Below are 13322 nucleotides of genomic sequence, written 5' to 3' on the forward strand. Positions count from 1 at the left end.
AAATTTCTAAATTTAGACTAATTTCGCAAACTCACTTCCTAGTTTTTCGCGCCAATTATCGGCGATTTTTTCGCCCTCTTTGGCGTATTTTAAAATCACACCCTCGCATTTTTGCAAAAATTTAAAGAGCTTTTCCTCCCAAATTTCGGGGCTTTGATTGCTTTTGTGCATGGTTTGGATAAAGACTAATTCCTTGCTAAGATTTGCGATTTCATCGAGTGCTTCGTCCCTTTGGCTCTCATCTTTTAGCTCTAAATTTTGCAAAGCTAAAATTTCGCCATCAAGTATGTCGCAAAAGCTTAGATATTTGGCATTATTTGGCACTTCCTCTATCATATCAGCGCGCGAGGCTGCGCGCATTACCTGCGAATAAACGATAAAACCTACTATCAAAAAAACCGCCAAAATCAGCGTTATATTAACCATTTTTCCTCCTTTTTAAGCTATCAAATCCCACTATCGCAAGCCCTAGCCAAATGAGCGAAAAGCTAAAAATTTTGTAAAAACTAAGCTCCTCGCCGTATAAAAACACAGCGATTAGCATGCTCATCGAAGGACTGATATACTGCATAAATCCGATTGTCGAAAGTGGCAGATATGCAGTCGAAATCGCGAAGGTAATTAGTGGCAAAACCGTGATAACTCCGCTAAATGCGAGCAGTGCGCCGGTGCTGTGTGCCCCAAATGCGCTAGTGCCAGAATATGCGCAAAACCCCAAATACGCGCACGCGAGCGGGAGCATGAGCGTGGTCTCGCAAAACAGCCCCTCGAAGCTAGGCACGGCGATTTTTTTGCGAATTAATCCGTAAAATGCGAAACTTGTCGGCAAAATCAGCGACACAAATGGTAGTCTGCCAAGTGCGTAAATTTGCACGCAGATCGCTAAAAACGCCAAAAATAGCGAAACCCTCCCTGCTACGCTTAACTTTTCTTTTAGAAAAATTGCGCCTAAAAGCACCGATAATAGGGGGTTTATGAAATACCCTAGGCTCGTGGATAAAATATCGCCCAAATTTACCGCCCAGATAAAAATGCCCCAATTTATGCTAATCAAACAGCCTGTGCAAAGAAGTGCTAATGCCTTTTTGCGATCTGATAACAAAAGCGAGATATTTTTTAGCTTTTTTGTAAAAAACAAAAATAAAAAAAGCAAAACAAAGGACCAAAAAATTCTGTGTGCTAAAATTTGCGTAGCATCTACATCTTGGATAAATTTGAAATAAATCGGAAAAACACCCCACATAAAAAAGGTCAAAAACGCGATTATTAGCCCTTTTGTGCGGTCGTCTTTCATAAAATTCCTTAAATTTGTGATTGATTTAAAAGGCTTGCATTTTAAAATTTAATTGATTAATAACTGCTTATTTTTGGCGTGAAATTTAGGAGTAAATTTATATTTTTGAAATGAAATTTAGTCATATTTAGGTATAATGGCAAAATTTTTAAAACCAAAAAAAGGAGAATTTATGAGTTGGGATAGATCGTCTTGGAAAAATTTCAATATCTTACAGCAGCCCACATACCCTGATATGGGCGCAGTCGAGGCCGTCAAAGAAAGGCTCTATAACTTCCCGCCACTAGTTTTTGCTGGCGAGGTCAGATCTTTAAAAAGCGATCTTGCCAGAGCCACAAAGGGCGAGGCGTTTTTGCTTCAAGGTGGAGATTGCGCTGAGAGTTTTGCAAATTTTAGCGCAAACAATATCCGCGATATGTTTAAGGTAATGCTCCAAATGGCGATTGTAATGACCTTCGCCGCTGGCAAGCCTATCGTAAAGGTCGGACGCCTAGCAGGTCAGTTTGCCAAACCTCGCAGTAGCGATTACGAAGAGGTCGGCGGTGTGAAGCTTCCTAGCTATCGTGGCGATATCATAAATGGCTTTGAGTTTAATGAGGCTGCGCGCGTGCCAAATCCAGAGCGTATGATCGAGGCATATCACCAAAGTGCGGCTACAATGAACCTTTTGCGTGCGTTTTCACGCGGTGGTCTAGCCAATCTGCACGAGGTGCATAAGTGGAATTTGGGCTTTTTGAAAAGGGCTGAGTTACAGGCGAAATTCAACGCCCTAAGCGATTCTATCTCAAATGCGCTGAAATTTATGGACGCATGCGGCATAAATACACAAAGCGCGCCAACGCTAAATGAGACGAAATTTTACACTTCGCACGAGGCGCTTTTGCTAAATTACGAAGAGTGCCTTACGCGCATAGACAGCACGAGCGGGGATTGGTATGACTGCTCGGCGCACATGGTTTGGATAGGCGAGCGCACTAGGGGAGTTGGTGATGCGCATGTGCATTTTATGAGCGGTATCAAAAACCCTATCGGCGTAAAAATCGGACCAAACGCTAGTGCAGGGGATATTTTGCGCTTAGCTGATGCGCTAAATCCAGAAAACGAGGCTGGTAGGCTAAATATCATTATTCGCATGGGCGCGGATAAAATCGGCGATAGACTGCCAAAAATACTGCGCGAGCTAAAAAGCGAGGGCAGGGAAATTTTATACAGTATCGATCCTATGCACGGAAACACCGTCAAAGCGGGCAATTACAAAACGCGCGAGTTCGATATGATTTTAAAAGAGGTTCAAAGCTTCTTTGAAATCCATAAGGCCGAGGGCACGAAAGCTGGCGGAATCCACCTAGAAATGACAGGCCAAGATGTCACAGAATGCACAGGTGGGGCGTTTAATGTAACCGAAGAGACGCTAAAAGAGCGCTACGAAACCCAGTGCGACCCGCGCCTAAACGCAGATCAAGCGCTCGAACTTGCCTTTGTAATCGCTGATAATTTAAAGGCAGTGGAGTAAAATTTTAAAATTTAAATTTTGCCTATAAGCCAAATTTGCCATTTTTGGTGAATTTGGCTTTTTTAATGGTTAAATTTTATGTTTATTAAAATTGTATATTTTTAAAAATTCTACTCAGCAATTCTAAATTTAGCGCATATTTAATCACCGGGTTTATAAGTAGTAATTAAATTTTATTTTGTTATTATTTCGTATCCAATTATCAAGGAGGATACGATATGGATAAATCAAGACGAAATTTTCTCAAAGGTAGCGCAGGAATCGGCACACTAGCCGCTTTTAAGCTCCAAGCAGGCGCAAATACGGCTGATTTGCTCGGCAAAGAGAGCAAAAAGGTCGCAAGTGTGTGCGAAATGTGCTCTTCGCGCTGTCCGATTGAGGTTAGAGTAGAAGACGGCAAGGGGGTTTTCATTCAAGGAAATCCAAAATTTGGCAACAAAACCTCGGTTTGTGCCAGAGGTGGCGCAGGTGTAAATCAACTCTACGATGATCAAAGACTCGTAAAACCGCTAATCCGCGTGGGTGCGCGTGGGGAAGGCAAATGGAAGGAAGTAAGCTGGGAAGAGGCGTTTAAATTTGCCGCTGATAAACTCGCTGAAATTTCCGAAAAATACGGCCCACAAAGCGTCGTTTTCACCTCCAAAGCTAGCGAAAATCACAACCAAATGATAAATTTCGCCTGTGCCTATGGTAGCCCAAATATCTACTCACACTGGTCGTGCTGTCCTGTGGCGTATCGTATCGCGCTTCCGCATACTTTCGGCTCTGACATGCAAAGGGATTATGGGGATGCCAAATATATCGTAAATTTCGGCCACAATCTTTTCGAAGGAATTGATATTTCAAAAACCAAAAAGCTAGCCAAAACAGCCGCGAAAAAAGACGCAAAACTGCTAGTGTTAGAACCGCGTTTTAGCGTGGTTGCAGCCAAGGCTGATGAGTGGCTCCCAGTAAAACCTGGCACCGATTTAGCCTTTGTAATGGCGCTAATTCATGTCTGGATTAGGGACGGAAAATACGACAAAGAATTTGTCGAAAAATTTACCACTGGAATCGAGCAAGTCATCGAAGCGACCAAAGAAACCACGCCAAAATGGCAAGAGAGCATCACCGGCATAAAAGCAGCTGATGTCGAGCGAATCGCAGATGAAATTTGGGCCGCTGCGCCAAAAGTCATTATCGACTGGGGTCATAAAACCACCACAACAAGGGCAGAGTATCAGCGCACAAGGGCCATAGCAATAGCAAATGCGCTAATGGGAAATGTCGAGAAAAAAGGCGGAATTTATTATAGTAAAGATTCAAAAGTATTTAATAAGCTTTGCAAAGAAGAGCTATTTCCGACTATCGCCGATCCTGATAAAAATTTTAAAATTCCAAAAACGGCTAGGATTGACGGGTGTGTTGAAGAAGGTAGCGTAAATTTCTTTATGCCACGCAAACACGGCGTTTTAATGGAAATTCCAAAGGCAATTTTGAGCGAAAAACCATACCCTGTCAAAGGCTGGGTAAGCACGAGATTTAACCACCTAATCAATGTCGCCGATACAAACACGACGCTAAAAGCGATAGAAAAACTCGATTTTATCATGGTTACGGACATTTATATGAGCGATTTCGCAAATTTAGCCGATGTGGTTTTCCCAGAGGCTAGTTATTTAGAGCGCGATGAGAGTATCCAAAACAAAGGCGGCACCGCACCTGGATTTGTCATGCGAAATAAGGTTATCGAGCCAATCGGTGGGACAAAAAGCGCGTATGAAATTTTTAGAGAATTAGCCAGAGTTATGAAAATCGACGAGCTTTATACTTGGAAGGATATAAATGAATTTCGTATGCAACAAGCTAAGGGAAATGTCGAATTAATCGCAAATTTGATGAAAGACGGATATGTAACTTGGAAAGTGCCAAAAGTGTATTATTTAGAAAAAGAGCATGTTGCTAAATTTGTTGAAAAATACCCACAAGCAGCTGAATTTGTTGATGAAATGGGGCTTATGAGTTCGCAGATGAAATGCAAAACTCCAAGCGGAAAAATCGAGCTTTTTAGCGAACAAGTTGAAAAAGTTTTCCCAGGGGAAGGCTGTATCAACGCAAACGATATGGATGTTTATAACGGCCACAAATACTGCCTCACAAGCGGTAAAATCGCCACTCACACAAACGGCCACACACAAAATGTCAAAATTTTAAACGAAATGACAAAGGAATCACCGCTTTGGATTAGCCCAAATACGGCTAAGGCCGAGGGGCTAAAAACAGGCGATTTGGTGCTAGTCAAAAACGAATTTGGCGAACAAAAGGTCAAAGTTTTCGTAACCGAGGGTATTAGAGATGATACGCTTTTTGTCTATCATGGCTTTGGACACGCAGGAAGCGGTATGAGACGGGCAGAGGGTCTAGGAATGAACGATAGCGTGCTTCTTGATCCCAAAGCAGGGGCTGTTTGCGCGACAATGGTTACAAATATCGGCGTTGATATAGTTAAAATTTAAGGGTGTGAAATGAAAAAATTTGTAATGGTTCATGATGAAAATTTATGTATAGGTTGCCAAGGTTGTGTGGTAGCGTGCAAGAACGAAAACGGCGTAGGCGAGGGCGTTAGTAGGCTTGAAATTTACGGCGTTAGTAGCGGTGTTTTTCCAAATTTGAAACTTGATATAAAAAGACAAAGTTGCGTAATGTGCGAAGAAAGCCCGTGCGTGAGCGTCTGCCCGACAAATGCGAGTTTTAAAACCGCTGACGGCGTGGTGATGATAGATGAGAGAGAGTGCATAGGGTGCAAATACTGCATTTTGGCATGTCCTTACGAGGCAAGATATGTCAATCCAGCCACAGGCAAAGTTGATAAATGCACATTTTGCTATGATAACCGCGTAGCAAATGGCGAAAATCCAGCCTGTGTGAGCGTATGCCCGACAGATGCGCTAATCTTTGGCGATGCGAACGATGAAAACTCAGCCGTAGCTAAAATTTTAGCCTCTGGCGTAAAATATCCAAAGGAAAATTTGGGCTTAAAACCGCGACTTGGCGTGATTGAGAACTACAAAGGATAGATTATGGAAAAGATAAAATTTATATTTTTGAGTTTGGTTTTGAGCTCATTTGCGTGGGCTGAAAATTTTAGCGTAGGTTCGACCTCGCTGTGGGAAGAGTCGAAATTTAGCGCGCCTGATACATATGCTAGTGGATACGCGCCATTATTTGTAAATTTGCAAAGTGGGGCTAGCAAAATCGCCTTAATCGCGCTAGTTGCGCTAGTTGCTATTTTTGCTTTTCACTATTTTGTCTTTGGATCAAAGAAATTTTCGCATAGCGGAGAGAGAGTTTTAGCATTTAGTGGATTTGAGCGTTTGATACACTTCGTCGCTGCGATTTCGTGGGTAGTGCTGGTGCCAACTGGGCTAATAATGCTCTTTGGCAAAAGCTTTGGCGGAGGGCTCGCTGGGGTTTGCAAATGCCTGCACCAAATCGCCACAATCGGCTTTGGCGTAGCGATAATCCCGATGTTTTTAATGTGGGTAGTAAAAATGTTTCCAAGCGCGTATGATATAAAATGGCTAGCGATTTTGGGCGGATATTTAAGCAAGGCTAAAAAACCAGTCCCAGCTGGCAAATTTAACGCAGGGCAAAAAATGTGGTTTTGGGTCGCGATTTTAGGCGGAGGCGTGATGATAGCAAGTGGCGCGCTAATGTATTTTAGCGACTATTACGCGGCTTCTAGCACGCAAATTTTAGGCTTAAACGGCCTTGAAGCTTTGCGCCTTAGCGCGACGCTTCACACGATTTTGGGTATTGTTTGCGTGGTGTTTTTCATCGTGCATATTTATATGTCGGTTTTCGGTGTCAAAGGTGCGATTTCATCGATGATCGATGGATATAAATGCGAAGAAGAAATTTATTTGCTCCACAATTACTGGTATCAAAACCTCGTAAAACAGGGCAAAATGCAAAAATCTCAGTTTGAGAGTCAATACAAAAATCTATAAAATCAATCCGAATTTGGCTTTGGCTAAATTCGGAAATTCTTTTAAAATTTCGAAATTTTGCGTGAAATTTGTGGGTAAAATTTAGTTTAAATTCGCTGTTGCGCTTGGCTTTTTCAGCCCTGCTGTGCGGGAAAATAGTATCAAATCCTCTGTGCTTTGCACGCTCCATGGAAGTGCGCTTATGGCGTGAGCGAAGATTTCCTTGCACGAAATAGCGTCGCTATAAGCCCTATGGTGGGTGTTTTCGATACCCAAAAGCTCTTTTAGCGCGCCGAGATTGTATTTAGGCGACTCTATCGTGCGACGCGCTAGCTCGACGGTGCAAATTTTGCGGTTTAGTAGCATGCCAAACCCGCATTTTTGCATACTTGCGTCGATAAAACCATAATCAAATTTGACATTATGCGCCACAAAAATCGCGTCGCCCAAAAACAATCTAAACCGCTCCAAAACGCTAGCTAGGCTTGGTGCGCCCACTAAATCGCTTGCGCTAATTCCGGTTAGTTCGGTGATACCCTCTGGCACGAAATTTGCATAGACAAAGCTCTCAAATCTATCCAAAACTCGCCCGCCTTGCACCTTTATCGCGCCGATTTCGATGATTTGACCGCTACTTAGCCCGCCACTTGTCTCGATATCCACAAAGCAAAAAATCTCGTCCTCGATATCGGTTTCGCGGGTTTTGAGCGTGATTTTGCCGTTGTCTAGCTTGATGACATTTAGCCCCATGGCGCGCCACATGCTAAAATCTTTTGGCTCAAAAAGCTCCGCAATTAGCTCGATTTTTTGCGCTTTGGCGATAAAATCGTGGTAGTTTATGCTTTTTTGCGCCAAAAGTTCGATTAGGTTATCAAGCCCTTTTCTGCTGTCTTGGCTCATACTTTTAGGGCTTTGATAGCTTCGCTGTAATCGTTTGATGAAAATACGAAATTTCCAGCCACGACGATGTCTGCGCCTGCGCTATCTAGCTCGGCGACATTTAGTCCATTTACGCCACCATCGACTTCGATCATACATTTCGCGCCCCGTTTTTCGATCAAATTTCTAAGTTCTGAAATTTTACGCAAGGCTGAGGGGATAAATTTTTGCCCGCCAAAGCCCGGATTTACGCTCATTAAAAGCACCATATCAACCTCGTCTATGATATAATCAAGCGCGCTAATTGGTGTGTGTGGATTGAGCGTGATAGCGGGGCTGACGCCGTTTTTGCGGATATGATCTATCAAGCGCAAAGGGTGTTTTTCTTCTTCGATATGAAAGCTTAAAAATTTCGGTTTTAGTGGCAAAAACAAATCAGCGAAAAACGGCACATTTTGCACCATTAAATGAATATCAAGAGGCTTCGTAGAGGCCTTGGCTACGGCATTTACGACAAGTGGGCCGATTGTGAGATTTGGCACGAAGTGTCCGTCCATGACATCGACATGGATTAGATCTGCTCCTGCATCGCATACTGCGCGCACTTCTTCGCTAAGCCTGCCAAAATCAGCCGATAAAATACTAGGGGCTACATACATATCAAATTTCCTTATCAAATTTATAAAACCCGCAATTTTACTAATTTTTCTCATAAATTTTGCTAAATTTAATACTTTGTATAATTTAAGCAAATTTTGAAATTTTTTAAGATATAATCGCCGTTTATTTTCAAATTATAAGGATTTATTATGGCAAGAAGATGCGCAATCACTGGCAAAGGTGCGATGGTAGGAAACAATGTAAGCCACGCAAACAACAGAACTAAGAAAAAATTCCAAGTCAATCTACGCACAGTTCGCGTTCAGCTAGAAGACGGCACTACAAGAAAAATCAAAGTAGCTGCTTCAACTCTAAGAACAATGAAAAAACAATCAAAATAACCTTAAAAAGAGGAATTTATGTCTATTTTAGGCAGAATAAAATTATTCCTCAACTGGTCCGGCTCTACTAAACCGGACATTAACCTTTATAGCGAAATTTACGACGAACTACGCCCATTTAGACTTCCACTAATTATCATTGTTTTAATGCAGTTGGTGGGGACTTTGGGCTATATATTCACCGCTGGATTTTCGCTAGTTGATGCAATTTATCAAGCAGGCATGACATTTACCACCGTCGGATTTACCGAGGTGGCGCCAATCCCGCCTGCTGGCAGACTTTTTACAATCGCATTTATTTTGATGGGCTTTGGGACATTTTCGTTTTGTCTGGGTGTCGTCGTCGAAGTTATCAAAAAAGGAACACTGCAAAATTTAATCAGGGAGCAAGCTATGATAAACAATATCGCAAGGCTCAAAAATCACTACATTATATGCTATAACAACTCGTATTGTGCGGAGTTGGCGAAGGAATTTCGCGCCAATCATATCCCATTTGTCGTCATTGATCCAAACCCAGATTTGGCAAAAAGCGCTGATGAAAATTTATACCCATACTACATAATCGGCGATCCGCACGAGCAAAAAACGCTTTTAAAAGCACACCTTTCAAGCGCAAAATCCATAATCACGCTAAGTCCAAATTTAGCCGATAATATCGCTATTATCACGCTTGTTAGGCTTTATGAAAAAGAGCTAGGGCGTATTACGCCGTATTTTATCATGGCGAATTCTGACAGCGACAGCGACAGCGAACGCCTCAAAAAACTTGGCGCAAATTCTGTCGTATTGCCGTCCAAACTCGCCGCACAGCGTCTTTCGGCGATTAGCGTGCGCCCAGATATGGAAAATATCCTAGAACGCCTCGTTTATCAAAAAGACTCTCCGATTGATATCGAAGAAATTTTAGTCCCTGAGTTTTCGTGGATGAGGTTCAAACGCCTCAAAGAAACCCGCCTCAAAGAGATGACAAACGCAAATATCGTGGGCGTGAAGGAAGCTAACAACCGCTTTGTAGCTATGCCTGATGGGGATTATCTAATCGGCACTGGCGCGAAATTGCTAGTCATCGGCACAGCCGAGGGTATCAGGGATACCAAAAAGCTAATTAGAAGCAAATACAAACCGCAGGAGATGAAATATGTATAAAATTGCCCCTTTGCAAAACGGTCTAGAAAATATCGACGGATTTTATTTTGGCGGGCTGAATTCTGGCTTTAAAAAGGTCGGAAATGATTTGGGATTTATTAGAGCCGACGAGCCGTTTGCTATAAGCGCGATTTTTACGAGTAATAAATTTGCCGCTGCGCCAATAGCGCATTTTAGGCGAATTTTAGAGAAAAACGGCGGGGAATTTCGCACGAATTTCATTTTGATAAATTCTAAAAACGCAAACGCAATGACCGGCGAAGCTGGTATTGGCGATATAGATGAAATTTTCTCTGAAATTTCAAAATTTACGCCCTTAGTAAATCCTGTGATGAGTTCAACCGGCGTCATTGGGTATCGTTTAAAAAAAGAAAAAATCATAGCGGCAGCGAAAAATTTCGACCTTATGGCGCGCGATTCTGAGGCCATAGCCACGGCGATTATGACGACAGACACGCTAAAAAAGGAGTTTGCTTACGAAGTTAGCTTAGATAGTGGCGAGAAATTTCACATAGCAGGCATTTGCAAGGGTGCAGGTATGATAAATCCGGCTTTGGCGACTATGCTTTGCTATATTTTAACCGACGCGAAAATCCCGCACTCTGATATGGGCGAGCTTTTAAGCGAGGCTGTGGAGGATAGCTTTAATAGGGTCAGTGTCGATGGCGATACGAGCACGAACGATACCGTCATGCTAGCGACCAGTGCGCGCGCTAGTTATGATAAAGAGGCATTTCGTGCCGCGCTGAAAAAACTCGCACTCGACCTTGCCTTAATGCTTGTGCGAGACGGTGAGGGTGCGAATAAGCTGGTAAAATTCAGAGTTTTTGGCGCGAAAAATGATAATGAAGCCAAAAAGGCTGCCAAGGCTTTGTCGAATTCTCCGCTTGTCAAAACAGCGATTTATGGCGAGGATCCAAACTGGGGGCGCATAGCCTCTACAATCGGCGCGTGCGGGATAGAGTGCGACGCCGAAAAACTCGTGATAAAATACGACGACGCGCTTGTGTATGATAGCGCGCACCGCGAGCTAGATGAGGAACGCGAAAGGCTAGCGCACGAAGTTATGCAAAAGGCCGAATTTGAAATTTCATGCGATTTGGGGCTAGGAGCGGGCGAATTTAGCGCGTATGGCTGCGATCTGAGCTATGAATATGTCAAAATAAACGCAGATTACAGGTCGTAAATTTAGCGAAATTTGCGCCTGTAATGGCGGTTTATCGAAAAATATCTATGAAATCAAATAAATTTATACAATTTATCTTGGAAAATATTTATTATATTTTGTTTTCTGGGGTGCTGTTTTTTATATCGTTTAATATAGAAACTAATTTGAAAAATACCGAATATATCGAAGGAAAAGTAACATCTATCGGGGAGATAGCGGTAAAAAGTTTTAGAGATGAGGTTTTATCGCCTAGAAAATATTACAATGTCTGCATTAAAAATAACGCTGGGAATAGTTGTATTAAGGTCGTAGAGCCAAATTTGGGATTTGAGCCGATAGTTAGTTATTTGAGCAAAAATAATTATTTTTTTACATTTTGGGTAAAAAAGGAAAGTTTTGGCGATGTTTATAAAATTTACAAAGCGCTTGTTTATGAAGACGAGCAGAAAACAAAAATTCTAAAATTTTATAGTGGAAAAGACGCAGAAATCGTAAAATTTTCACAAAAAGAGCTTCGATTATACAAAAATTTTACCTTGTTTTTGGCGATTGCGTTTTTGTGTTTTGTATTTAAAAGAAGAAAGTTAGTTCGAAATTGGTTATAAAATATCGAATAAATAGTGATAAAAGTTTTAGAGTAGTTAAATTTGACGCAAATTTCAAAATTTTGCGCTAAATTTCAATCATACTTCACAAAAAGATGATGATTTTAAAACCATTTTTCCATTGAGATAGTTAAGTTGGATATCTATCACCAATACGCCTTTTTTGAAAATCATTGATTTGAAATTCTTTTGCAATTCCTCAAATGCTGGCGTTTTGGCGCAAGAAAACAGAGCAATTTCTTGGTTTTGCACATAGATCGAAACGACGAAATTCCCAGGATTTTCATCGTCTTTTGCTGTGTTTAAAAAAATCTCTTTTGCATCGAAAGCCTTGGTTTGCGGACAGCCGTCTCCTGGAAATTCGTTGATTAAAATTCGCACATTAACTCCTTTTGATAGAATTTCGTAATTTTATCCAAAACAAAAGAATTTTGGCGCAAAATTTTAGAATTTTAAAATTTTGCACCAAATTTTAAAAATTTTATCTAAATTTATTCGGATTTAATCCGCCGATTCGTGTGCCTTTGGCTGTTTTGTTTGCGCCAGTTTCGTCTGTGTATGTGAAACTCACATCGCGCATTGATTTCATCGTGGCTTCATTGTGCGCTAGTTTGCACGCATTTGAAGCACCCGCGCTCATACCATCTACGCGCACCCAAGCACCCATGTATTCGCTCACGCCGTAAGTTAGGGCGTAGCAAGGTTTGTTTGTGACTCTGATGTGCATTGACACGCTACCGCCGTTAGCTAGGCACGAGCCGTTGCCTGTGTGCGCGCCACCAGTGGCTGAGCTAAATGTGGCGACATTGCTCATAAAATTTGGATTGTTGCTAAGACAGCCGTTTGCGTTGTAGTAGTTTGTGATATCGCTAGTAAGGGTCTTTATATTTGTCATCAATCGCACGATTTCGGCATCGTCCCTGCTGGCGTTCATTCTAGGCAGAGCGATACTAGATAAAATTCCCAAAACAACGATAACAAAAACAAGTTCGATCATAGTAAAAGCGTTTTTCATAACCTGCTCCTAGCTAAATTTTGGGTGATTATACAAAAATTTGAAAAATAAAAAAAGAGTAGGGCGCGTTTGCGCCCATAAATTTAGATTTTTGGAATTCTGATTTTTTGACCTGGATAGATTAGGTTCGCGTCTTTGATGACTTCGCGATTGGCCTCGAAAATCACAGGGTATTTGTTAGCATCGCCGTAGAATTTCTTAGCGATTTTTGAAAGGTTGTCGCCTTTGACGATAGTGTAGTAGTTCTCTTCGCTATCTTCATTGACGCCTTCGATTTCTACGCTTGAAATTCCATTTACATTTCCTGCGATTAGAGCTGCTTTTTCAAGAGTTTCCTTGTCGGCGTTTCCGCTTACTTTAACGACATCGCCCTCGATTTTGACATCTAAGCCCTCGATTGGGGTAGAAGAGAGGTTTTTGGTAATCTCGTCTTTGACATTTTGCTCGTCGTTTCCGATACCAAGTAGCTTTTTACCAGCATTTGCAACAAATGAAAGTAATCCCATTTTTTCTCCTTTGATGAAAAATAAAATGTGATTTTAACGCAAGATAGTAAATATTTGAAAAAATGAAAATTTGTGATTATTGTCTGTGCGTATGCAAAAATGCGAAGCATTTCCGTAAAAATAAAACCAGCTAAATTTTAAAAAGCAACGCTTTTTAAAATTTAGCCACTTCTAAGGTTTTACAGGGGTGGGGGTTGGTAAGGGGGAGGGTAGCGTCTCCTAAA

General features: G+C 41.7%; 15 protein-coding genes. 8 read left to right on the top strand and 7 right to left on the bottom strand.

Annotated features, from left to right (window positions below):
• Positions 1-12: 12 nt before the first annotated feature.
• Entirely contained in the window at positions 13-426 is a 414-nt protein-coding gene (locus tag OFO00_RS05150) for a hypothetical protein (protein WP_270865152.1), read from the bottom strand.
• Complete coding sequence (gene rarD, locus OFO00_RS05155) at positions 419-1294, bottom strand: EamA family transporter RarD (protein WP_270865153.1); 876 nt, start codon at positions 1292-1294, stop codon at positions 419-421. Before rarD ends, OFO00_RS05150 begins: the two co-directional genes overlap by 8 nt.
• A 172-nt stretch (positions 1295-1466) precedes the next feature.
• On the opposite strand from rarD, the gene OFO00_RS05160 reads away from it, so the two are divergent.
• The 4 genes from OFO00_RS05160 (at position 1467) to OFO00_RS05175 (ending at position 6796) form a co-directional block, all read left to right on the top strand.
• Entirely contained in the window at positions 1467-2807 is a 1341-nt protein-coding gene (locus OFO00_RS05160) for a class II 3-deoxy-7-phosphoheptulonate synthase (protein WP_270865154.1), read from the top strand.
• 218 nt (positions 2808-3025) lie between these two features.
• On the top strand, positions 3026-5302 hold the full coding sequence (gene phsA / locus OFO00_RS05165) for a thiosulfate reductase PhsA (protein WP_270865155.1): 2277 nt from the start codon (positions 3026-3028) through the stop codon (positions 5300-5302).
• Positions 5303-5311: 9 nt separating this feature from the next.
• Entirely contained in the window at positions 5312-5863 is a 552-nt protein-coding gene (locus tag OFO00_RS05170; protein WP_270865156.1) for a 4Fe-4S dicluster domain-containing protein, read from the top strand.
• Positions 5864-5866: 3 nt separating this feature from the next.
• On the top strand, positions 5867-6796 hold the full coding sequence (locus tag OFO00_RS05175) for a formate dehydrogenase subunit gamma (RefSeq protein ID WP_270865157.1): 930 nt from the start codon (positions 5867-5869) through the stop codon (positions 6794-6796).
• 81 nt (positions 6797-6877) lie between these two features.
• Here OFO00_RS05175 and OFO00_RS05180 read toward each other — a convergent pair whose 3' ends face one another.
• Together OFO00_RS05180 and rpe are read right to left on the bottom strand one after the other, a co-directional pair.
• Positions 6878-7675, bottom strand: a complete 798-nt coding sequence (locus OFO00_RS05180) for a 3'-5' exonuclease (protein WP_270865158.1) — start codon at positions 7673-7675, stop codon at positions 6878-6880.
• Entirely contained in the window at positions 7672-8313 is a 642-nt protein-coding gene (gene rpe, locus OFO00_RS05185) for a ribulose-phosphate 3-epimerase (protein ID WP_270862519.1), read from the bottom strand. The genes OFO00_RS05180 and rpe overlap by 4 nt, the downstream gene beginning before the upstream one ends.
• Before the next feature lie 150 nt (positions 8314-8463).
• Between rpe and rpmB the strand changes: the two genes are divergently transcribed.
• The 4 genes from rpmB (at position 8464) to OFO00_RS05205 (ending at position 11577) form a co-directional block, all read left to right on the top strand.
• Positions 8464-8655: a 50S ribosomal protein L28 gene (gene rpmB / locus OFO00_RS05190; protein ID WP_270865159.1), complete on the top strand. Its 192-nt coding sequence runs from the start codon at positions 8464-8466 to the stop codon at positions 8653-8655.
• Positions 8656-8673: 18 nt separating this feature from the next.
• Positions 8674-9804, top strand: coding sequence for a potassium channel family protein (locus OFO00_RS05195; RefSeq protein WP_270859293.1), 1131 nt, complete (start codon positions 8674-8676; stop codon positions 9802-9804).
• On the top strand, positions 9797-10990 hold the full coding sequence (argJ, locus tag OFO00_RS05200) for a bifunctional glutamate N-acetyltransferase/amino-acid acetyltransferase ArgJ (protein WP_270865160.1): 1194 nt from the start codon (positions 9797-9799) through the stop codon (positions 10988-10990). Before OFO00_RS05195 ends, argJ begins: the two co-directional genes overlap by 8 nt.
• Positions 10991-11136: 146 nt before the next feature.
• Positions 11137-11577, top strand: coding sequence for a hypothetical protein (locus OFO00_RS05205; RefSeq protein WP_270865161.1), 441 nt, complete (start codon positions 11137-11139; stop codon positions 11575-11577).
• A gap of 78 nt (positions 11578-11655) precedes the next feature.
• Here the strand turns inward: OFO00_RS05205 and OFO00_RS05210 are convergent, their stop codons facing one another.
• The 3 genes from OFO00_RS05210 to lysM form a co-directional block, all read right to left on the bottom strand.
• Positions 11656-11958: a hypothetical protein gene (locus tag OFO00_RS05210; protein WP_270865162.1), complete on the bottom strand. Its 303-nt coding sequence runs from the start codon at positions 11956-11958 to the stop codon at positions 11656-11658.
• A gap of 100 nt (positions 11959-12058) precedes the next feature.
• On the bottom strand, positions 12059-12592 hold the full coding sequence (locus tag OFO00_RS05215) for a type II secretion system protein (protein WP_270865163.1): 534 nt from the start codon (positions 12590-12592) through the stop codon (positions 12059-12061).
• Between the two features lie 83 nt (positions 12593-12675).
• Positions 12676-13098, bottom strand: a complete 423-nt coding sequence (gene lysM / locus OFO00_RS05220; protein ID WP_270859298.1) for a peptidoglycan-binding protein LysM — start codon at positions 13096-13098, stop codon at positions 12676-12678.
• Positions 13099-13322: the final 224 nt, after the last annotated feature.

Origin of the sequence: Campylobacter sp. VBCF_04 NA7 (assembly GCF_027737405.1) — a bacterium.
Classification (GTDB): Bacteria; Campylobacterota; Campylobacteria; order Campylobacterales; family Campylobacteraceae; genus Campylobacter_B.

Excerpts from the sequence above, each read along its gene's own strand:
- OFO00_RS05150 (WP_270865152.1), bottom strand. The coding sequence starts at position 426 with ATGGTTAATATAACGCTGATTTTGGCGGTTTTTTTGATAGTAGGTTTT.
- rarD (WP_270865153.1), bottom strand. The coding sequence starts at position 1,294 with ATGAAAGACGACCGCACAAAAGGGCTAATAATCGCGTTTTTGACCTTT.
- OFO00_RS05160 (WP_270865154.1), top strand. The coding sequence starts at position 1,467 with ATGAGTTGGGATAGATCGTCTTGGAAAAATTTCAATATCTTACAGCAG.
- phsA (WP_270865155.1), top strand. The coding sequence starts at position 3,026 with ATGGATAAATCAAGACGAAATTTTCTCAAAGGTAGCGCAGGAATCGGC.
- OFO00_RS05170 (WP_270865156.1), top strand. The coding sequence starts at position 5,312 with ATGAAAAAATTTGTAATGGTTCATGATGAAAATTTATGTATAGGTTGC.
- OFO00_RS05175 (WP_270865157.1), top strand. The coding sequence starts at position 5,867 with ATGGAAAAGATAAAATTTATATTTTTGAGTTTGGTTTTGAGCTCATTT.
- OFO00_RS05180 (WP_270865158.1), bottom strand. The coding sequence starts at position 7,675 with ATGAGCCAAGACAGCAGAAAAGGGCTTGATAACCTAATCGAACTTTTG.
- rpe (WP_270862519.1), bottom strand. The coding sequence starts at position 8,313 with ATGTATGTAGCCCCTAGTATTTTATCGGCTGATTTTGGCAGGCTTAGC.
- rpmB (WP_270865159.1), top strand. The coding sequence starts at position 8,464 with ATGGCAAGAAGATGCGCAATCACTGGCAAAGGTGCGATGGTAGGAAAC.
- OFO00_RS05195 (WP_270859293.1), top strand. The coding sequence starts at position 8,674 with ATGTCTATTTTAGGCAGAATAAAATTATTCCTCAACTGGTCCGGCTCT.
- argJ (WP_270865160.1), top strand. The coding sequence starts at position 9,797 with ATGTATAAAATTGCCCCTTTGCAAAACGGTCTAGAAAATATCGACGGA.
- OFO00_RS05215 (WP_270865163.1), bottom strand. The coding sequence starts at position 12,592 with ATGAAAAACGCTTTTACTATGATCGAACTTGTTTTTGTTATCGTTGTT.
- lysM (WP_270859298.1), bottom strand. The coding sequence starts at position 13,098 with ATGGGATTACTTTCATTTGTTGCAAATGCTGGTAAAAAGCTACTTGGT.